This window comes from Actinoplanes sp. 13 (assembly GCF_056134165.1).
On sequence record NZ_JBVYOQ010000003.1, the window covers coordinates 123,909 to 145,221 of the forward strand.

Here is a 21,313-nt window from a genome sequence, read left to right on the forward strand (position 1 = left end):
CGTGTGGTGGGGGCCATAGCGGTAACGTTTTCGCCTTCGGGTGGAGGGAAGCGCGGGTATGAGCAACGAGGGTGGCACCGTCTACGGGCGGGGTGGCGTCGATGTGCGGCCGCCCCGGCGGGACGGGCTGCATCCGGCGGTGCTGGCGCTCGTGGGCGGCGCGGTGCTCGTTCTGGTGGCGGCGCTGATCTACTGGGTGGTGCGTGACCCGGTGGAGGCGCCGGTGGCCGAGCCGGTCGGGGTGGCGTCGGCGTCGGCGGCACCGCCGGTTTCCGAGGCCGCCGTGGAGGCGTCGCCGAGTCCGAGCGGCGGGCCGGGGATGAGGACCGGCGAGTGGGTGGTGGCGCTGGCCGGCGACCCGGATCGGCGGCTGGGCGAGGAGGACGACTTCGCGGCCATGACCAGGGACGATCCGCAGGTTGTGCGGGTCGTGGCGGGGCTGGCCGATGACGCGTGCTTCAGCTTCCGGAATGACGACGGGGACTACCTGCGGCACTTCGACTACCGGCTGCGCTTCGACGAGCGTGACGATGCGGAGCTGTTCCGCAGTGACGCGACGTTCTGTGCGGAGGGTGCGGACGGGGCTGTTCGGCTGCGGTCGAAGAACTATCCCGATCATGTGATTCACCGGCGGGGCACACAGCTCTACATCGACGAGCCGGACGGCAGCGAGCGGTTCACCGCCGACAGCACGTTCACACTTCAGAAGCCGCAGGAGTCGTGACGCGGGGCCGAGACCGCCGCACGGCCGAACAAGCGGCACGGTCGTCAAGCGCGGCACGATTGTCAAGCGGCGGGGCGGGCCGGGCGGCGGGCTTTGTTTCGGCGGGGCTGCCGGCGGCAAAGCAACAGAGGCATGAGGCGGGGTACCCGGGCGGCCGCGGCCGCAGCTGTGTCGGCGGTGGCGGCTGTCGCCGTACGTGATCTTTTCCAGCGTAAGCACGCGCTGCTGCGCAACTTCCCGGTGATCGGGCACGGGCGCTATCTGATCGAGGCGATCGGGCCGGAGCTGCGGCAGTACGTGGTGGCCGGCAACGACGAGGAGCGTCCGTTCACCCGGGACCAGCGACGCTGGGTCTACGCGTCGGCGAAGAAGGAGAACAACTACTTCGGGTTCGGCACGGACAACGACATCGAGTACACCGCCGGTTATCCGATCATCAAGCACCGCACGTTCGGGCGGGCCGTGCCGCAGTCGAACCCGGCGGCCGGCTATGAGGCTTCGGTGCCGTGCGCCAAGGTGATGGGCGCGGCGCGCGGGCGGCGCAAGGCGTTCCGGCCGGCGTCGGTGGTGAACATCTCCGGGATGAGCTTCGGGTCGCTGTCCGGTGCGGCGGTGGAGGCGCTCAACAGGGGTGCGGCGCTGGCCGGGTGCCTGCACAACACCGGTGAGGGCGCGCTGTCGCCGTACCACCGGCACGGCGGTGACCTGGTCTTCCAGATCGGGACGTCGTATTTCGGGTGCCGCGACGAGCAGGGCCGGTTCGACCTGCGGCGGCTGAAGGACCTGGTGGCGTCGGCGCCCGTGCGGGCCTTGGAGATCAAGCTGAGTCAGGGCGCCAAGCCGAGCCTGGGCGGCCTGTTGCCCGGGGCGAAGGTGTCGGCGGAGATCGCGCGCACCCGCGGCATCCCGGAGGGCGTGGACTGCGTGAGCCCGTCCCGGCACGCCGAGTTCTGCGACACCGACAGCCTGCTGGACTGGGTGGAGCTGCTCGCGGCCGAGACGGGACTGCCGGTCGGCATCAAGTCGGCGGTCGGCGACCTGGAGTTCTGGGACGAGCTGACCTCGTTGATGGCGAGCACCGGCCGGGGCGTCGACTTCGTGACGATCGACGGCGGCGAGGGCGGCACCGGCGCCGCGCCGCTGATCTTCACCGACTCGGTGTCGCTGCCGTTCCAGGTGGGCTTCGCCCGGGTCTACCGGATGTTCGCCGAGCGTGGCCTGCACGAGCGGGTGGTGTTCAACGGTGGCGGCAAGCTGGGGCTGCCGGACAACGCTATCGTGGCGTTCGCGCTGGGTTGCGACATGGTGAGCGTGGCCCGGGAGGCGATGCTGGCGATCGGCTGCATCCAGGCTCAGAAGTGCCACACCGACACCTGCCCGACCGGCGTGGCCACCCAGAACCGGTGGCTGACCCGGGGCCTGGACCCGGCGCTCAAGTCGGTGCGGGCCGCGAACTACATCAAGACGCTACGGCGGGACCTGCTCAAGGTCGCCGAGGCGTGCGGGGTGGAGCACCCGGGGCTGATCGACGCGACGTCGGTGGAAATTCTCGACGGGCGGACCGGGGCGACCGGATTGGATCAGGTTTACGACTACCGGCCGGGCTGGGGCCTGCCGTCGAAGGCGGACCAGGAGACGATCATGGAGTTGATGACCGCGGGCGAGCCGCAGGGCGGGTCGGCGCCGCCGTCGGCGGACGCCGTGGCGCGCGGACCGGGTGCTTAAGATGCTCGGGTGATCCTGGGGCGCCGCGCTGAGCTGGACGCCCTCGAGGCGCTGCTCGGCGGGGCCGTCGCCGGGCAGGGTGCCGCCCTGGTCCTGCGCGGTGAGCCGGGCATCGGCAAGTCGGTGCTGCTGGAACACGCCGTCGACGAGGCGAGCCGGCGCGGGCTCCGGGTGCTCACGACGGCCGGCGTGCAGGCGGAGGTGCTCATCCCGTACGCCGGCCTGGATCGTCTGTTGCGCACCGCGCCGGACCTGGCCGACCGGGCCGGGACGGTCCTCGGCTCGCCGGACCCGCAGCCGTTCCGCGCGGCAACCGCCCTGTTGGACGCGATGGCCGCGGGGGCGAGTCCGATCCTGATCGCCGTCGAGGATCTGCAGTGGGTGGACCGCGCCAGCTGGGACGCGCTGGCGTTCGCCGCCCGCCGGCTGGCGCCGGGACGGACCGCGATGCTGTTCACCGCGCGCGACGGCGAAGACGTCGGCCGGCGGCTGGCCGGGGCGGGACTCACCGAGGTACGACTGACGCCGCTCCCCCGCAACGACGCCCGCACACTGCTCGGCCGTGTCGCGCCGGACCTGCCGCCCGCGGTGGGCGCGCGGGTGCTCGACGCCGCCGAGGGCAACCCGCTCGGTGTGGTGGAGTTGGGTGAGGCGGCGGCCCGGTCCGGCCGGATCGCGCTGGAGCCGACCGCGTTGCCGATCACCGAGCGGCTGGAGCGGACGTTCTCGGCGCTGGTCGCCGAGCTTCCGCCGGCGACCCGGGCACTGCTGCTGGTGGCCGCCGTGGACGACGGCGACGACCTGGACGAGATCGTCAGGGCCTGCCGGCTGACGACCGGCGACCCGGTCGGGACGGCGGACGTCGATCCGGCCGTGGCGACCAGGCTGGTGCAGGTGGACGACCGGTTCCGGCTGCGGTTCCGGCATCCGCTGCTGCGGTCCGCGCTCTACCAGTCGGCGACCGTGGCGCAGCGGCGCCGGGCGCACGCTGCCCTGGCCGAGTCGCTGGCCGGCGACCCGGAGCGCACCGTCTGGCACCGCGCCGCGGCCGCCGACGGGCCGAACGAGGAATTGGCCCGGCAGCTGACCGATTTCGCCCGCAAGGCCAAGGACCGGCTGGCCGCCGGCGTCGCGGTCACCGCGCTGGACCGGGCGGTACGCCTCAGTGAGGACCCGCGAGCCCGTGGCCACCGGCAGCTGGTCGCCCTGGACACCGTGACCGAGATGGGTGACTTGCGGGAGAGCCGGCTGCGGTACGCCGAGATCCGCCGGGAGGACCTGTCCGCCGGCGACCGGGCGATGTACGACGTGCTCGACGAGATGACGCTGAACCCGCGCTGGACCGGGGCCGACCCGCTGCGCACCGTTGCCGACGTTGTCGACGCGGTGTCCGCGGAGGGGGACGTCGCGCACGCGATGGACATCTTCGGCAACATCGTCGTCCGGGCCCACTTCTCCGAGCCGTCCCGGGCCACCACGGACCGGCTGATCCAGACCCTCGGCCGGCTCGCGGAGCGCACCAGCGACCCGCGGGTGACCGCCTACCTGGCCCTGGTCTCCCCGGTGGACCATGGCGCCGAGTGCCTGAACCAGCTCCGGCCGGCGGTGACGGCGGGCGGTCTGAACCCCCTCGCCCTGGGCTCGGTCGGCTTCGCCGTCTCAGCCCTGGGCGACCTGCCGACCGCCGCGGTGGCTTTCACCGCGGCCGCGGCCGGCCTGCGGACGCTCGGCCGGACCGGCGAGGCCGCCAAGGCGTTGATCTCCCACGGCGACGTCGCCGCCCGCCGCGGCGACGCGCGGTCCGCGCTGGCCATCGCCGGCGAGGGCGCGGCGCTCGCGGGCGAGGCCGGCGACCGGAGCTGGCTCCCGGTCGCGTGGACGGCGGCCGGGACAGCGGAAGCCCTGCGCGGGGATCTCGCCGCGGCGGCGGCGCACGCGGACGCCGCCGAGGCGGCTCTGCGACCGGCCGGACGGCACCCGCTGCTGGCCCGGGTGCGGATGGCGCGGGCGGTGATGGCGCTGGCAGCAGGCCGGCATGCCGAGGCGTACACCGAATTGTCCCGGATCTTCGACCCGGCGGACGACTCGTACCATCCGTACACGCTGTACCAGCTGGTGGGCCACCTGGCGGAGGCGGCGGCCGGATGCGGCCGGACGGCAGCGCTGCGGTCGCTGGTGAACGAGCTGCGGCCGGTCGCGGAGCTGTCCCGCTGTCCCCCGCTGGTGGTCGGGCTCGGGTACGCCGAAGCGGTGCTCATCGACACCGCGCAGGGATGGGAGAAGGCGCTCGGCGAGGACCTGACCGGGTGGCCGTTCGAGCAGGCGCGCCGGCAGCATGCGTACGGCGCCTGGCTGCGCCGCCGTCGTCGGCCCGCCGAATGCCGGCCGCACCTGCGCGCGGCCGCCGCCACCTTCGACGGGCTCGGCGCCACCGCGTGGGCCGACCGGTCCCGGACCGAGCTGCGCGCGTCGGGTGAGTCGGTGCGCCGGACCACCCCCGGCGATCTCACTCGCCAGGAGACGCAGATCGCCCGGCTGGCCGTGGAGGGGCTCAGCAACCAGGAGATCGCCGACCGGCTGGTGCTGTCACCGCGCACGGTCACCACGCACCTGTCCAGGATCTATCCGAAACTGGGCATCCGGTCGCGGGCGGAGCTGGCCCGGGCGCTCGGGATTACGTAGTTCTACGCACGCGAGCGTTCACATCGGGCTCCTAGGTTGAGGAGCATGCCACTGGGGGAACGGCTTCGCGAGTTCCGGCGCACTGCCGGACTGACCATGGAGCAGCTGTCCGCGTCGTCGGGCGTCAGCGTCCGGGCGATCAGCGACATGGAGCGGGGGCACATCCGGGCACCGCAGCCACGGACGCTCGCCGCACTGGCGTCGGCGCTGGCGATCACCGGGGAGCAGCGGCGCCGCCTCGAGGAGGACGCCCGCGCGCTGCGCCTGCACGCCGCGGGCGCCCGGCCCCGCACCTGCGAGCTGCCGCGCCCGGTCACCGACTTCGTCGGCCGCTCCCCCGAACTGGCCCTGATCATCCAACTCGCCGCCCCCAAGCCCCCCGACGAGCGTGTGAAGTTCCGGTCAGATCCGCACCCGAACTTCACACACAGCGCTGAGCAGGGGGGTGGGCCGGTGCCTGTGGCGGTGGTGCACGGCCAGCCCGGCGTCGGCAAGACCGCGTTCGCGGTGCAGGCGGCGGAGCTGCTGCGCGGCCGGTTTCCGGAAGGCTGCTTCCACCTGGATCTGCGCGGTGTCGACCCGGAGCCGCCGGCCGCCGGCGAGGTGGCCGCGCAACTGCTCAAGGCTCTGGACGTGAACCCGCGCCGGATCGGCGCCACCGACGAGGAGCGGTGCGGCCAGCTGCGGGCGACGTTGCGGGAGCGGCGCTGCCTGGTGGTGTTCGACAACGCCGCGGACGAGGCGCAGGTGCGCCCGCTGCTGCCCGGAGCCGGCGACGGGCTGATCGTGGTGACCAGCCGCCGGATGCTGGGCGGCCTGGAAGGGGTGCTGCGTATCGGCCTGGCCCCGCTCGAACCGCCGGAGTCGGCGGCGCTGCTGAAGGCGATCGCGGGGCAGGCCGCGGACCCGGCTGCCGCGGCCGGCGTGGAGGCGGTCGCCCGGCTGTGCGGGCATCTGCCGCTCGCACTGCGCATCGCCGGCACCCGCCTGGCGAACCGCGCCGGATGGACTGTCGAGCACCTCGTGGACCGGTTGGCCGACGCCGACCGGCGGCTGGCCTATCTGCACACCGGCGACACCGGGGTGGCGGCCGCGTTCGCGCTGTCGCACGCGCAACTCTCGGGCGAAGGGCGGGCGCTGTTCCGCCGGCTGGCGCACGTGCCCGGCGCTGATTTCGCCGCACCGATCGTCACCGTGCTGACCGGCTCCGATCCGGACGACGCCACCGACCGCCTGGACGAGCTGGTCGAGCTGGGCCTGCTGGAGCACGAAGGCGCCGACCGATACCGCTTCCACGACCTGCTCCGGCTCTACGCCGGGGAGCGGCTGCGCGCCGAGGAACCGGAGGGCACCCGGATCGCCACCCGGCTCCGGTTGGCGCATCACGTCCTGACGACCACCGTCATGGCGGGACGCTGGTTCGTGCCGGGCACGCGCCCTGCTGCGTTCGGCAGTCGCGCCGAGGCCGCGGCGTGGCTGCGGGCCGAGGCGGGCACCTGGCTCGGCGCGCTGCGCATCGTCGCCGACGCCGGCGAGGAGCATCTGGTGGCTGACGTGATCACAGCGCTGGAGCCGGTGGCTTCGATCTGGCAGCGGAGCGGGCGGGCCGACGTGGCCCTGGAAGCGTGGCAGCAGGCCCGCGAGCTGACCGCCCGGCCAAAAGTTCTGCAGGTCGTCCCGCATGGTCCCGGAACCGGTTCCGCTGGTTGCATCGGGTGACGACAGCGCGACGCCTCGCGTGGTCGTACGACGAAAGGGTCTGCCTCTCCGATGTCATCTCCCGTTTCCCGCCGCACCGTCCTGACCGGCACCGCGGCCGCGGCCGCCGTGATCGCCGCGACCGGATCACCGGCCGCCGGCAACGAAAAGGCCGCCGCCGGCAAGAAGCCGAAGCCGAAGCCGACGATCGTGCTGGTGCACGGCGCGTTCGCCGACGCCACCGGCTGGTCCGAGGTGATCCGGCGGCTCAGCGCCGACGGCTACACCGTGATCGCGCCGCCCAACCCGCTGCGCGGCGTCGCCTCGGACGCCGCGTACCTCGCCGACTTCCTCGCCAGCCTGACCGGCCCGGTGGTGCTCGCCGGGCACTCCTACGGCGGCGTGGTGATCACCAACGCGGCGACCGGCAACCCGAACGTCACGGCGCTCGTCTACATCGCCGCCTTCGCGCCGGACGCCGGGGAAACCGTCTTCGGCCTGCAGAACCAGTTCCCGGGCACCGAGTTGCACGAGGCCCAGCTGGACTTCCGGCCGTGGGACGGCGGCGTCGACGGTTACGTCAAGCGCGCCGACTTCCGGCGCGTCTTCGCCGGCGACCTGTCACCGTCGGCGGCCGACCTGCTCTGGGCCACCCAGCGTCCCGGCGACGTCGCCACGCTCCAGGCGCCGTCCGGCGAGCCGGCGTGGAAGACCGTCCCGTCCTACTACCTGGTCGCTCGCGACGACAAGCTGATCCCGGCCGCCGCGCAGCGCTTCATGGCGGCGCGGGCCGGCGCGCACACGGTCGAGGTGAAGGCCTCGCACGTCGCCCTGATCTCGCAGCCCCGCGCCACCGCCGAACTGATCCGGAAGGCCGCCCGATGAGCTTCGTGACCACCTCCGACGGAACGCAGATCTTCTACAAGGACTGGGGCGCCGGTCGCCCGGTCGTGCTCAGCCACGGCTGGCCGCTGAACGCGGACAGCTGGGAGGCGCAGCAGCTGTTCCTGGCCGACAACGGGTACCGGGTGATCGCGCACGACCGGCGCGGGCACGGCCGGTCCACCCAGACCTGGCACGGCAACGAGATGGACACGTACGCCGACGATCTCGCCGCGCTGCTGGAGTCGCTGGACCTGCGGGACGTGACGCTCGTCGGGTTCTCCACCGGCGGCGGCGAGATCACCCGGTACATCGGCCGGCACGGCACCTCCCGGGTGGCGCAGGCGGTCCTCGTCTCGGCGGTGCCGCCGCTGATGGTGCGCGGCGACGACAACCCCGGCGGCGTGCCGATCGAGGTGTTCGACGGGATCCGGGCAGGCTCGGCGGCGGACCGGTCGCAGCTCTACAAGGACCTGGCGGACGGGCCGTTCTTCGGCAACAACCGGCCCGGGACCGAGATCTCGCAGGGCATCCGGGACGCCTTCTGGCTGCAGTCGATGGCGGCGGGACACCGCAACGCGTACGAGTCGATCGCGGCGTTCTCGGCCACCGACTTCCGCGACGACCTCGCCCGGTTCGACGTGCCCACGCTCGTCATCCACGGCGACGACGACCAGGTGGTGCCGTTCGAGGTGGGTGGCAAGGCCTCGGCGGCGCTGGTGAAGGGCGCCCAGCTGATCGTCTATCCGGGTGCGCCGCACGGCATCACCGACACCCACAAGGAGCAGCTCGGCAACGACCTGCTCGCGTTCCTGCGGGGGTACGGCGCATGAGCACCATCGTCCTGATCCACGGGTTGTGGGTCACGCCGCGCAGCTGGGAGCGGTGGATCCCGTACTACGAGGCGCAGGGCCACACGGTCGTCGCCCCGGCCTACCCGGGGTTCGAGGTCGAGGTCGAGGCGCTGCGGGCCGACCCGTCGCCGATCGCGGACCTGACCGTCCCGGAGACCGTCGCCCACCTGGAGAAGGTGATCACCGCGCTGCCGGAGAAACCGATTCTGATCGGTCACTCGTTCGGCGGGACCCTCACCCAGCTGCTGCTCGACCGCGGGCACGGCGCGGCCGGCGTGGTGATCGACTCGGCGCCTCCGGAGGGCATCCGGGTCACCCCGCCGTCGCAGCTGAAGTCGCTGTTCCCGATCCTGAACAACCCGGCGAAGCGGCACCGGGCGGCCGGGTTCACGCCGGAGCAGTGGCACTACGCGTTCACCAACACGCTGTCGGAGCAGGACTCGCGGGCGGCGTACGACCGCTACGCGATCCCGGCGCCGGGGAGCTGGGTCTGGGCGTACGGGCTGATCGCGAACTTCAAGCCCGGCAAGCAGGAGACCTGGGTCGACTTCCGCAACAACGACCGGGCGCCGCTGCTGTTCCTGGCCGGCGGGGCGGACCACATCATGCCGCCGGCGGTGAACCGGTCGAACGCCGAGCACTACAAGGCGCCGGACACGATCACCGAGTACCACGAGTTCCCCGGCAGGTCGCACTGGACGTGCGCGGAGCCCGGCTGGGAGCAGGTGGCCGACAAGGCCCTGGAGTGGGCGCTGCGTCACGCCCGCTGACGACCAAGGGTCACGCCCGCTGACGACCGTAAGTGGCGTGCCGGACGAGGGTCTCGAACGGCCCTCGCCGGCCCGCCCGGCGCATCCGGTCCGCGATCACCACCGTGCCGGCCCACGTCGCCGCCGCCAGCAGCGCCGTGCCGGCGACGGTCAGCGTGCCGGACAGGTCCAGCAGGAACGGTGTGAAGACGATCGCCCAGGTCACCGACTGCATCAGGTAGCAGGTCATCGACCGTTGCCCGGTCGCCGCGATCGCCTCGGTGAGACGGTTGTGGGTGGTCACCAGGGCGAAGAGCGCCGCGTAACCGAACCCGCCCAGCGTCCCGGTCGTGCTGTGCAGTGCGGCCGTCACCTCGGTGCCGGTGGACGTGGTCACCCCGGCCAGCCACAGCGCGATCGGCTGCGCGCCCAGCACCGCGGCGCCGAGGCCGCCGAGCGCCACGGACTTCAGCAGCCGCCGGTGCCGCTCGGGCTCCTCCAGGATGCGGCGGCGGCCCGCCCACAGACCGATCGCGAACGGACACAGGAACCCGATCGGGCCCAGCAGCGCGATGGCGAGCGCGGCCTGGGCACGGCTCGTCACCATGGCGGTCAGGTCCGGCGGCAGCATCGCCGGGTCCGGCCCGGCACTGCTGATCGTGGAGAGGTCCCCGCTGGGCAACGCGTTGATCGCCAGGAAGACCACGGCGACCACGAGCAACCCGCGGTCCCTCCAGCGCACCATCCAGAGGCCGATGAGCAGCAGCACACCGTAGGCGGCCAGGATGTCGCCCACAAAGAAGAGCAGCGCGTCGGCGAGACCGACGCCGATCAGCACGGCGCTGCGCCGGCGGAGCAGGCGGCGTACGCCCTTCGCGCCCCGTTGCTCCTGGCGGCGGGCGATCTGCGCGACGCCGTAGCCGAACAGCAGCCCGAACATCGGAAAGGCGCGCCCGTCCACGAACGTGGTGAGCAGCCAGATCACGCCCCGGTCGTCGCCGTCGTGCGGGTAACCGCCCAGGACCACCGGCGAGCTCAGGAAGTAGTGCGTGTTCGCGAGGGCGATGAACAGCAGCATGAAACCGCGAGCGAGATCCGGGCCGATGGCCCGGACTGCGGCCGGGGTGGGTCCGGGCAGGTGGGCCGGTGCCGGGATGGTCATGATGGCGACCGTACGGTCCACGAACAGCGGGTTCAGCCGTCCTCGGTTCATCGTCGCCGATACCGAAGTCGGCACCCGCCGGCACTTCCGTCACGGCGTCAGGCAGTGGCCGCCCGGCAGCAGGCCCGCGTGCCAGAAGTGGCTGCGCTCCAGCGGCGGCGGCGTCACGTCCCCGAACACGCAGACATCGCCCACCCGGACCGCCCAGATCAGCGCCCCCGGGGCGGTCGGATCCTCGGCCCGCCCCAGCCGCACGACCGCGTCGGTGTGACCGGCGGCGGCCAGCGAATCCCGCACCTTCGTCACATACCGCTCGGTGGCCGCCATCTGCGACGGCCCGGCGCACCGCCCGGCCCCGTCCAGCTCCTCCAGGCAGCCCGCGTCCCGCGCCCGGTGATACACCTCCACCACGGCCTCGTCGAGTGCCTGGTCCTGCCCGGCCGGCGGCACCGCCGTCCGCAGATGGCTGTCCTTGAGCTCCCGGGCGCAGTGCCCGTCGTCGTTGCCCGGGTCCGAACAGACCGCCGGTGGCGCGCTGCTCTCTCGCGGCGGCGCCGCCGCGTCCCGCAGCGTCTGCGCGCCGCATCCCGCCACCAGGCCCAGCGCCGCCAAAGCCGCCATGACCTGCAGCTTCCGTCTTTCCACGCCGGTCAAGATAGGCGCTCGCGCCGCTCGGCCGGCATCGCCGAACGAGCGAATCCCCCGTCCCACCGGACAGGACACGACGTCGCCCGGCCCACCCCGCACGGCAACCGTCAGTCCCGTGCGTTCACCACGCAGGTCGCTCAGCGGACGGCGGGCTTGCGGATGTGCTCCCGCAGGAGCTGCACCAGGTGCTTGCCGTCGGTGGCCGCCAGGTCCGCCGCCTGGGTCCGGCAGGAGAACCCGTCTGCCAGCAGCACGTCCCCCTCCTCGGCCGCCTCCAGCGCCGGCAGCAGCTGCTGCTCCGCGACCTGCACGGACACCTCGTAATGCCCCCGCTCGACCCCGAAGTTGCCGGCCAGACCGCAGCAGCCGCCCAGCCGCTTGACCGTCGCCCCCGCCTGCTTGAGGAGCTTGGCGTCGGCGTCCCAGCCCATCACCGCGTGGTGATGGCAGTGCGGCTGGGCGATCACCCGTACCCCCGCCAGCGAAGGCGGCTCCCAGCCGGGGGTGGCGGCAAGCAGCTCGGCCACCGTCCTGGTCGCCGCGGCCACCTCCCGGGCCGCGTCGGTGTCGACCAGCTCGACCGCGTCGGCGCGCAGCACGCCGGTGCAGGAGGGCTCCAGGCCGACGATCGGGATGCCCTGCCGGACCGCCGCGTGCAGCTCGTCGACGGTGGCGCCGAGTATGCGGCGGGCCGCGTCGAGCTGGCCGGTGGAGATCCAGGTGAGGCCGCAGCAGGCCGTGCGGCTGGTGATCCGCGGGGCGTACCCGGCGTCGACCAGCACGTCGACCGCGGCCTGGGCGACTTCCGGGGAGAAGTGATCGGTGAAGCTGTCCACGAACAGGATGACCGGCTTGCCGGTGGCGACCGGCCGGAACGAGGACCGGAACGTCCTGGTCGCGAACGCGGGAATGCCGCGCCGGGAGTCCACGCCGGCCAGGAAGAGGGCGACGCCGCGCAGGCCGGGCAGGTTCATCGCCCGGTTCGCCAGGCGGGGCATCCGCGCGGCCAGCCGCGACCACCGTGGCAGCCAGCCGAGCGAATAGTGTGACCGCGGCCGGACCCGGCGCTTGTAGCTCTGGTGCAGCACCTCCGACTTGTAGGCCGCCATGTCGACGCCGGTCGGGCAGTCCGAGGCACAGCCCTTGCAGGACAGACAAAGATCCAGCGCATCGTGTACGGCCTCGGCCCGCCAGTCCGGAGCGAGGTCGCCGTCGAGCATCTCCTGCAGGACGCGGGCGCGGCCGCGGGTGGAGTCCTTCTCGTTCTTGGTGGCCAGGAACGACGGGCACATCACGCCGCCCAGCGCCCGGGTGTCGACCCGGCACTTGCCGACGCCGGTGCAGCGGTGCACGGCCTGGTTGAAGTCGCCGCCGTCGTGGTGGTACGCCAGTGCCAGCGGAACGGTGACCTTGCGGGCCTGGGAGACGCGGATGTTGGCGTCGACCGGGTCCGGGTCGACCAGGTTGCCGGGGTTGAGCAGGTTGTCCGGGTCGAACGTGTGCTTGATCTGCCGGAACAGGCTGATCGCCTCGGCCGAGTACATCCGGGTCAGCAGTTCGCTGCGGGCGCGGCCGTCGCCGTGCTCGCCGGAGAGCGACCCGCCGTAGGAGACCACCAGGTCGGCGGCGTCCTCCAGGAACGCCCGGAACTTGCCGGGGCCGCCCGGCTTGTCGAGCGGGAAGTCCAGCCGGACGTGCACGCAGCCGTCGCCGAGGTGGCCGTACGGCATGGCGGTCAGCCCGTGCCGTTCCACCAGCACGTCGAAGTCACGCAGGTATGCGCCGATCCGGGCGGGCGGGACGGCGGCGTCCTCCCAGCCGGCGTGCGCGGGCAGGCCGCTCGGCGCGCGCCCGGCCAGGCCGGCGCCGTCCTCGCGGATCTTCCAGAGCGGGGCGGCCTGCGCGGTGTCCTCGACGATCACGTGGTCGACCGCCTGGGCCGCGGCGACGAGCCGGGCCACCCGGTCGCGCACCTCGCCGAGATCGTCGCCGGCGATCTCGATCATCAGCCAGGCGGTGCCGGCGGGCAGCGGCGGGACGGCGCCCGGGCCGCGACGGGACCGGACGACGTCACAGATCCGGTGGTCGAGGCCCTCGCAGGCGGTCGGCCGGAACTCCAGGATCGACGGGATGACGTCGCCGGCCGTCCCGAAGTCGGGGTAGCCGAGGACCACCATGACATGGTGGACCGGGTCGGCGACCAGCTTCACGGTCGCCTCGGTGATCACCGCGAGGGTGCCTTCGCTGCCGACCAGGAACTCGGTCAGGTTGAAGCCGTTCTCCGGCAGCAGGTGCTCGACCGCGTACCCGGAGACCTGGCGGCCGAAGGTGGCGAACTCGGTACGGCCGACGGCCAGATTGGCGTTGATCAGGTCCTGCAACGCGCCGGTCGTACCCTCCGCGCCCTTGATCTCCGGGTGGGTGTGGAACTGGTCGCCCCCGATCGTGAAGGCGCTCAGCGCGAGGACGTTGTCGGACGTGCGGCCGTACCCGAGCGTCCGCGCCCCGCACGAGTTGTTGCCGATCATCCCGCCGATCGTGCAGCGGGTGTGCGTGGACGGGTCCGGCCCGAACCGCAGCCCGAACGGTTTCGCCGCCGCCTGCAGCGTCGCCTGGACGGTGCCGGCCTGCACCCGCGCGGTCCGCGCCTCGGCGTCGATCTCGAGCACCCGGTTCATGTGCCGGCTGAAGTCGAGGATCACGCCCGGCCCGATCGCGTTGCCGGCCACCGAGGTGCCCGCCCCGCGCGCGGTGATCGGGACACCGTTCTCCCGGCACACCCGCAGCGTCGCCGCCACGTCGTCGTCGTGGCGGGGCCGCACGATCAGCTGGGGAACCACCCGGTAGAGCGAGGCGTCACTGGCGTACGCGGACCGGTGCGCCGCGTCGGTGAGGATGTCGGCGACACCGGCCCGGCGCAGGATGGTGGCGAGGTCAGCACTGGTCACACGATCTCCAAGGCTGTGTCGGGACTGTTCCGCCTTGGGCAGCGTGCGGCAGCGAACCTGCTTCGGACGTCGCCGCCATGGTAGTCGCCGCGGTGGTGTGGCCTAACTCTCCATGGCCGGGTGCCGGCGCGCGGCGTCGAGCAGTGTGGTCACGTCCTTGCCGCGCTTGCGTCCCCACTGCTCGGCCAACCGGACGCCGGCCTCGACGCCCTCACGCAGCGGCTGTTCCGGCTCCTGCACGCTCATGTCCGCCGGCACCGGCACCGTGACGACCAGGCGCCGGCTGCGGCGCGACCAGTGCAGCGCCTTCGGCTCGCCGGCGCCGCCGACGTCCAGGACGACGACCAGCCGCAGGCCACCCTCCTCGGTCGGCTCGTCGGTCTGCCCGATCCGGACCATCTCCGCACGCCAGGCGGGCCCGGACTTGCTGACCAGAGCGATCGGCTCCACGGTGAGGACCGGTACCCGGGTGGGCGCGGTGCGTTCGTGCCGCCACCACCAGCGGCCCCGCCGGAACGCGATGGCGATCAGCGCGACGGCGCCGTAGAACGCGACGATCGGGACCACCGTCAGGGCGAGGCCTTCGCTGGCGAAGCCGTCGGTCGTGGCGACCGACTCCGGATCGCCCGGCTCGGCGTAGACGGTGACCGTGTCGCCGGCGCGGTAACGGCCCTCCCCGAACGAGCCGAGCCGGACCGTGTGGCGGCCGTCGAGGTCATAGCGGACCGTGACCAGCTGCCGGTACGGCGCCCGGTCGAACCGCAGGTTCAGCACGTCGGTCACCACCGCGGTCACCGGCCGGCCCGCCGCGATCCGATCCTGCATGCGCCGGTCGAGGACCAGGTAGGCGGACATCGCGACGGCCAGGGCCACCAGCGCGATCGCCGCCCACCTGCGCCAGTTCCGCACCGGCGGCACCAACTCCTCCATCGACCCCGTCCCGTTCCGGTCAGCCCTCGTCCAGCGCGAGCGCGCCGGAGAGTTGATTGCCGACGAAGTTACCCGCTTTGTCGAACGCTTCGTAGATCAGTTGTGCCTTGCCGCTCGGGACCAACTTGTTGAACTGTGGCGAGCGCCGCATCGCCTCACCGGTCTCCTTGATCATCTGTGCGCCCTTCTTCTGCAGGAAGTAGGTGACCTCCCGCGCCGCTACACCGGACGCGCCGCCTTCCAGGAACTCCAGTTTCTTCGTCAGTTTCAGCCCGCCGAAGAACAGGTTCGCCCCGGCGCTCATCAACGCGTTGATCGCCTTCTTGACCTGACCGAGAACCAGATAGGAAAGGGCCGAGATGACGCCCGCAGCCACCGCCACGGTGGAGCAGATGCCGCACAACGGGATCCAGCCGACCCACTCCGCGATGAGGTCGGTCTTCGGCGCGATCCACGCCGCCCCCGCCTTGATCGCATCCATGACCTTGTTGACGACCGGTTTCTTCCGCGGCTGCTGCTTCGGCTTCTTCGTCACCGACCTGGCGTCGCCGGCCTCGTGCCCCGGATCGCTGCAGTGGCAGTTGCTGCGTTGCACCTCCTCGTAACAGGAGCGGGTGGTGCAGCTCTGCGCCCGGCGGTCGGTCTCCTGGTTGGAGTGCGCGGTCACCTGGTCGTAGCAGAGCCGGGTGGCACAGTTGCTCGCGGTGATCAGGCCGGTCGGGTCGCTGCTGGTCACCGGCGAATTGTTGGCGTAGGCGTACCCGTTCCACTGTTGCGGATCGTTGAAGTCCTGCAGCGGGTCGACGGAGATGAACCGTCCGAGCCCCGGGTCGTACTCCCGGGCGCCGAGGTGGGTCAGGCCGGTGTTGTCGCCGGTGCCACCGACGAAGCCCTTGTCGTTCGGCCACGTGGCGGCGGCGCCGCGCTTGCCGCCGAACGGTGTCTGCCGCCGGACCGTCGAGCTCTGCGTGACAGCGTCGATCGCGGTGAGCGCGGTGCCCTGGTGGTCCGGGGACAGCCAGGTCACGCCGGTGGAGGTCCGGGTGGCCACCGGCGACCCGGCGAAACTGTAGTTACGGGTCGCCTTGGCGGTTCCGCCACCGGCGCCGGCGCGGATGTCCTGACCGGCCAGGAACAGCGTGCGGCCGCCGGGGTCGCGGCGGATCAGCCGGTTGCCGTCGGCGTCGTAGATGTAGCTGGTCTGCCCGGTGGCGTCGGTGGAAGTCTCCAGGCGTCCCTCGGCGTCCCAGCGCATGGTCTGCGTTCCGGACGAGGCGGTGGGCCGGGTCAGCATGTTGCCGGTCGCGTCGTACGTGTAGGAGGCGGTGGTCGCGCCGGACGCGGCGGTCACAGCGTGCGGCTGGCTGCCGGAGTACGCGTAGCTCGTCACCGCGTCGCCGGACGGGCCGTGCACCACCTCCTTCTTGCGGTTACCGATCTTGTCGTACTCCCAGCTGTGCCAGTACGGCGCCGGGCCGCCGAGTGCCGCGGCCGACCGCGTCACGCCGCAGTCGCCACCGGCCGGGGTCCAGGCCTGGGTGAGCCGGCGCAGGTTGTCGTAGCCGAAGCACTGGACGTCGTCGTTCTCCGGCGCCACGTCGGCAGACCTGAGGATGTTGCCCGCGTGGTCGTAGGAGTACTTGAGGTCGGAGACGATGTGGGGCGCGACGGCATCGCGGTCGGTGCGGATGCCGGTCAGCCGGCCGGTCTCCAGCTCCCGGCTGTACGCCGTGTACACACGGCCACCGGCACCGGTCCAGAGCTCGACCTGGTCCAGCTCGCCAAGGGCGTTGTAATCGCTGTCCGCCACGTACGAGAGGTTCTGCGTGCCGTACAAGCTGTCCACCGTGGTGGCTTGCCCGAACCGGTCGTAGCCGTAGGAGAGGGTCTCCGGCTGCAGATCGGTGTTGGTTCCCGGAATGCTGCTCGACTTCACCGAGCCGTCGATGTTGTAGGTGTTGTTGTAGTTGTACGTGCCGGCCAGCCCGGTCTCGCTCGCCGGGATGATCGTCTGGGTGTTGCCCGGCTGGTAGTCGTCGTTGTAGTCGAGGACCTTGACCTGGTAGGCGGCGGAACCGATGAACCGCGTCGACTGCGACACGTGTCCCTTCTCCACCGTGTCGTAGATCCACTGGGCACGCATGAAGCCGGTGACCGCGTCGTCGAAGGCGGCCCGCTTGCGGTTCAGCGAGTCGTAGAGGTACGCGGTCTTCTTACCCCGGGCGTCTGTGCTGGTCAGCACGTTGTCCATGGCGTCGTACGTGTACGACGTCACGCCCTTGTCCGCGTCGTTGCCGGAGATCCGGCGGCCCCGCACGTCGTACGTGTAGGTCCAGTCGTTGCCCAGCGCGTCGGCGACCGAGGTGAGGTAGCCGCGCCGGTCGTACGTGTAGGTGGTGGTGTCCCAGCTGCCGGCCGTCCCGGGGGTCGCGGACGCGCCGTGGTACTGCCTCAGCTGCACCTTCCGGTCCCGGCCGTCGACGACCGTGGAGGTCGCGGTGCCGCCGGCGGGCGGGGTGACGTCGGTCCGGTCACCGCCGTACGCCGTGGTCGTCCGCCAGCGCTCGAACCCGTAGGGCTGGAAGACGTCGGCGACGACCCGGCCGGCCCCGTCGTACGCCTTGCGGGTCTGCCGTGGCACGAACGCCCGGTCGGTGGTGGCCAGAAGCGTGCCGCCCGCGGTGCCGGAGGTGTGATACCCGCCGAACTCGAGCCGGGCCCGCCCGGCCGAGTCGTAGAAGACCTCGGTGACGATCCGGCCGCCGTCCGCCGACGGTGACGGCGCCTGCGTCTGCCGCTTGCGCATCAGCCCGTCGAAGAGCTCGTACGTGGTCAGGTAGCTGCCGTCGGCCACGAGCGTCGACGTGGCGACCGCTGTCGGGGTGTCGACGTTCAGGTCGTAGCTGAACTTCTTCACCGGGACGCTGCGGCCGGGCTTCCACACCGCGGTCAGCAGGCCCCGGGCGTCGTAGTCGAATCTCGTGGTCCGCCCGTTCGGGTCGAGGACCGCGGTCGGCAGGTGCCAGGCCGGCTGGTACGTGGTTCTGGTCTCGTGCAGCAGCGGGTTCTTGGTGAGGATCGACGTCACCGGGCCGTCGGTGGCCGGCGTGTACGCCGACGTGCTGGTGTTGTCGTTCGCGTCGGTCACCGATGTCGCCCGGCCGTGCACGTCGTACGTCTTCTTCCCGGCCACGTGGAACGCCGGCGATCCGTTGTTCCAGGCCGAGATCTTCTCGGTCCGGGTGGGCAGGCCACGGGTCGGGATCGCCTCGAAGGCCAGGTTGTCGTAGTGGGTGCGGGTCTCCCCGATCACGTCGGCCTCGGTCAGCGTGCCGGTGGTGGCGGCACACCCCACCGCGTACGTCTGCTCCCGGTGCACCCGGTCGAGAACCCAGGAGCTGGTGTTGCGAGGCGTGTAGTCGGTCTTGACGCACTGCTCGTCGCCGGCCACCCCGTCGACCCCGAAGTCGTCGGTCTGCACCGGCATGCCGTACTCGTCGAAGGTGGTGACCTCCTTGGTGACGCGCTCGCCGCGGCCGCCGTCCAGGGTCACGTGGTCGGTGGTCGTCCCGACACCGGTGAACCGGGCGGTCACCGTGTCCCCGTTGAGTGTGCGTGAGGCGGTCGGCCCGGACGCCCACGGCTTGCTGAGGTTGCGCGAGACCACGCCGCCGCCCGGGCCGTTGAAGGTCTTGGCCTCCCGCTGCATGCCGGCGAACCAGTCCTCGTCGGCGATGCCGTCGACGCTGACCGACTTCGTGCCGCCGGAGGCGTTCAGCCGGTCACCGTGCATGCCCCGGAAGTACCGGGTCTCGGTGTAGGTCTGCTCCCCCGCGTCACCCACGGTCACGCCGACCCGGCCGTAACCCCGGAACTGCGACCAGGTCTTGTACTTGTTCTTGGTCAGGCCGTCGTCGTCCGTGTAATGCCAGGCCGCGCCGTCGAGGTAGTCGTACTTGTGGACCACCCGTGCGCTGCCGTTCGGCGGCGCCCCGCCGGTGTTGTCGTTCTCGTAGACGTGGGTGACCACATACTTGTTGAACCAGTCGGTGACCGGCTGGTCGTACCCCTCGGGTTCCCACCGCACCGGGTAACAGCGGCTGGTGTTCGTCTCCGGGGCCGGTTTCGCGCCGCCCGCCGTGCAGTCCTGCCCGGAGTACACGACGCTGACCGAGCCGCCGCTGTCGTTGCGGATCCGGTTGATCCGCATCCAGTTCATCGCCAGGGCGAAGTCACCGATCCGGTCCACCCGGTTAGGCATCTGCTGGGCGGTGAACTCGACGTCCGGGACCTCGGTGGTGCCGCCGACCAGCCCGGCGTGCGAGATCTTCGACAGCCACAGGCCGGCTCGGGTGCCGTCGCCCGGGTCCGGGAACGTGTGCGTGAACGACCAGCGCTCCACGTTGTCGTACCCGGAGCCGTTGCGGACCTGCGTGGTGACGGTGGCGAGCCGCTTGGTGCTCCAGAACGTCGGCGAGAAGCTGTCCTCGCACTTGTCGCCGGTGCAGGACTGGTCCCACGGCACGTCCGGCCAGCGGGTCGCGTTGTGGGTGGCGCACTCGTTCAGGCAGCGATCCGCGACGCCCAGGTCGACCCGCATCGGCGCGGGGGTGTTGTGCACCGAATCCACGCCGCTGATCCGGCGGGTGCCGTAGTCGATGCGGTCCAGCCACGCCTCGCGGTCGTACGAGGCGGCGTCGTCGGCCTTCGCGTTACGGCCGTACTTGTTCGTCTCCTGCTGGTACCAGTACGACATCGAGTTGCCGGACGGGTCGACCACGTAGTCCAGCTGCCAGCGCCAGGCCTGCGCGCAGTCCGAGTCGGCGAACGCGGTGGCGTGGCACGGCTCGCCCGGGTCGTTGCCGAACACCGGCACGGTCAGCGCCGAGTTGGTCAGCGGCTTGTTCGTGGTCCAGCCCGGCAGCCGGTTCAGGCCGAACCAGAACTGCACGCCGGCGGTCGTGGTCAGCACCCAGTGCTCACCGTCGTTGTCGCCGTTGGTGGCGCCGGTCCGGCGCTCGATCCGGGAGCCGTCGTCACCCTTGAGGTGCCAGCGCTTCTCGGTCGCGTTGTAGATCAGCTCGTCGGACTTGCCGGGCAGCGACAGCGTCGCGTTGTCGGTCTCCCAGCACTGGTCGCCGGTCTTCTTGTCGTTGTTCGCGTCGCCATCCATGTCCCGCATGCAGGTCTGGTAGCGGCGCTCGATGAACCCGCCGAACGACGCCTCGAAGCCCTCACCCATCCAGGACGGCTGGTTGTTCGACGCGGCGTGCTGACCGTCGACGCTCTGCGACGAGTAGGAGAGCGCGAGCTGCGGCGCCGGCCCACCCAGCGACGGCGGCACCCGCATCGGGTAGTTCCAGGTGAACGCGCCGGTGTTGCCGCCACCCGCCCAGATCGCCGACGGCTTCAACGAGGTCGCCGCATAGTCACCGGCCGGCCCGGACGGCGCCGCGGTGGCCGCGACCAGCGTCGACACGCCCGCCACCGCGACGTCCGCGGAGACACTCCGGGCGGCGAGATCGTTGTCGGACTTCAGCGGGGCCGGCGCGCACTCCGGCTTCCCCGGGGTGACCAGCGCACAGTCCGGCAGCGAGACGAGGCGCAGACGGCTCGACCAGTCTGCGCCGTACGCCGTCGCGAACGTCCGGTAGTCGACCGCGACCTTCGTCCTCGCGCTGCTCGCGACGCCGTCCGCGCGGCCGAGACGAATGACGACGCCGCGGACGCCGGCGCGCTCGGTGGTCGTACGATCGAGAATCTCGGCCCTGACCTGGGCCGGCGCGGCAGTGGACCGCCCCGCCGGATCCGCCGCGGCCCGGCCGATCCGCACCGGCAGCGCCTTCGCCGCCCGCTCCCCCGCCGCCGGCAGCTCCACGACCTCGCCGGCCGCTTGCGGCCAGACCGGCGCCGGACGGTCGGTACCCGAAGGCGGCTGCTTCGCCTGCGCCTCCGGCGAGATCTTCGCGGCCCGGACCGGCACGGTGGGCACGTCCTGCGCCGCGCGAGGCCGGTAGGGATCAGGCTTCGCCGCGGCGGCGGGCACCGGGTTGAAGGTCACCACCATCAGTACGGCCAGAGTGGACGCCAGAGCGGTGACGAAACGGGCGGCGAACGGACGTGCGGGCACGACGGGACTCACCTGGGCTCCCCTTGCAGAGGCCGACGGGGCATGACGAATCGAGGCGCGACCGTGCGCCGGGGAACGAAGATGCCGGGTAGGCCGGAAGGAGCAGGCGATCCCCGGGGTGTCGTGCACACGGGGTCGAACGCCGAGCTCAGGGCACGCTGAAGGTGCCGGTCACCGGCCC

The 21,313-nt window shown here is 72.0% G+C and carries 12 protein-coding genes; 7 read left to right on the forward strand and 5 right to left on the reverse strand.

The window, feature by feature from the left end:
• Positions 1 to 58 precede the first annotated feature (58 nt).
• The 7 genes from AC0NH5_RS08380 (at position 59) to AC0NH5_RS08410 (ending at position 9,335) form a co-directional block, all read left to right on the forward strand.
• Complete coding sequence (locus tag AC0NH5_RS08380) at positions 59 to 724, forward strand: AbfB domain-containing protein (RefSeq protein ID WP_474401600.1); 666 nt, start codon at positions 59 to 61, stop codon at positions 722 to 724.
• A gap of 132 nt (positions 725 to 856) precedes the next feature.
• Entirely contained in the window at positions 857 to 2,449 is a 1,593-nt protein-coding gene (locus AC0NH5_RS08385; protein ID WP_474401602.1) for an FMN-binding glutamate synthase family protein, read from the forward strand.
• Between the two features lie 9 nt (positions 2,450 to 2,458).
• Complete coding sequence (locus AC0NH5_RS08390; RefSeq protein ID WP_474401604.1) at positions 2,459 to 5,131, forward strand: ATP-binding protein; 2,673 nt, start codon at positions 2,459 to 2,461, stop codon at positions 5,129 to 5,131.
• 45 nt (positions 5,132 to 5,176) lie between these two features.
• Positions 5,177 to 6,850, forward strand: a complete 1,674-nt coding sequence (locus AC0NH5_RS08395; protein WP_474401606.1) for a helix-turn-helix domain-containing protein — start codon at positions 5,177 to 5,179, stop codon at positions 6,848 to 6,850.
• A gap of 51 nt (positions 6,851 to 6,901) precedes the next feature.
• Complete coding sequence (locus AC0NH5_RS08400; RefSeq protein ID WP_474401608.1) at positions 6,902 to 7,714, forward strand: alpha/beta fold hydrolase; 813 nt, start codon at positions 6,902 to 6,904, stop codon at positions 7,712 to 7,714.
• Positions 7,711 to 8,544, forward strand: a complete 834-nt coding sequence (locus AC0NH5_RS08405) for an alpha/beta fold hydrolase (RefSeq protein WP_474401610.1) — start codon at positions 7,711 to 7,713, stop codon at positions 8,542 to 8,544. Before AC0NH5_RS08400 ends, AC0NH5_RS08405 begins: the two co-directional genes overlap by 4 nt.
• A complete protein-coding gene (locus AC0NH5_RS08410) occupies positions 8,541 to 9,335 on the forward strand; it encodes an alpha/beta hydrolase (RefSeq protein ID WP_474401612.1) in 795 nt (264 codons plus the stop codon). The genes AC0NH5_RS08405 and AC0NH5_RS08410 overlap by 4 nt, the downstream gene beginning before the upstream one ends.
• A 10-nt stretch (positions 9,336 to 9,345) precedes the next feature.
• On the opposite strand, the gene AC0NH5_RS08415 is transcribed toward AC0NH5_RS08410, so the two are convergent.
• The 5 genes from AC0NH5_RS08415 to AC0NH5_RS08435 all read right to left on the reverse strand — a co-directional run bounded on the left by AC0NH5_RS08415 (position 9,346) and on the right by AC0NH5_RS08435 (position 21,144).
• Positions 9,346 to 10,476, reverse strand: coding sequence for a DUF418 domain-containing protein (locus AC0NH5_RS08415; protein WP_474401613.1), 1,131 nt, complete (start codon positions 10,474 to 10,476; stop codon positions 9,346 to 9,348).
• A gap of 90 nt (positions 10,477 to 10,566) precedes the next feature.
• The gene (locus AC0NH5_RS08420) at positions 10,567 to 11,121 is read right to left on the reverse strand and encodes a hypothetical protein (protein ID WP_474401615.1); all 555 of its coding nucleotides are present in this window, start codon (positions 11,119 to 11,121) and stop codon (positions 10,567 to 10,569) included.
• Between the two features lie 140 nt (positions 11,122 to 11,261).
• The gene (locus AC0NH5_RS08425) at positions 11,262 to 14,072 is read right to left on the reverse strand and encodes an FAD-binding and (Fe-S)-binding domain-containing protein (RefSeq protein ID WP_474401617.1); all 2,811 of its coding nucleotides are present in this window, start codon (positions 14,070 to 14,072) and stop codon (positions 11,262 to 11,264) included.
• 102 nt (positions 14,073 to 14,174) lie between these two features.
• Positions 14,175 to 15,002, reverse strand: coding sequence for a hypothetical protein (locus AC0NH5_RS08430; protein ID WP_474401619.1), 828 nt, complete (start codon positions 15,000 to 15,002; stop codon positions 14,175 to 14,177).
• Positions 15,003 to 15,021: 19 nt separating this feature from the next.
• Positions 15,022 to 21,144: an RHS repeat-associated core domain-containing protein gene (locus AC0NH5_RS08435; protein WP_474401622.1), complete on the reverse strand. Its 6,123-nt coding sequence runs from the start codon at positions 21,142 to 21,144 to the stop codon at positions 15,022 to 15,024.
• Between the last annotated feature and the right edge of the window lie 169 nt (positions 21,145 to 21,313).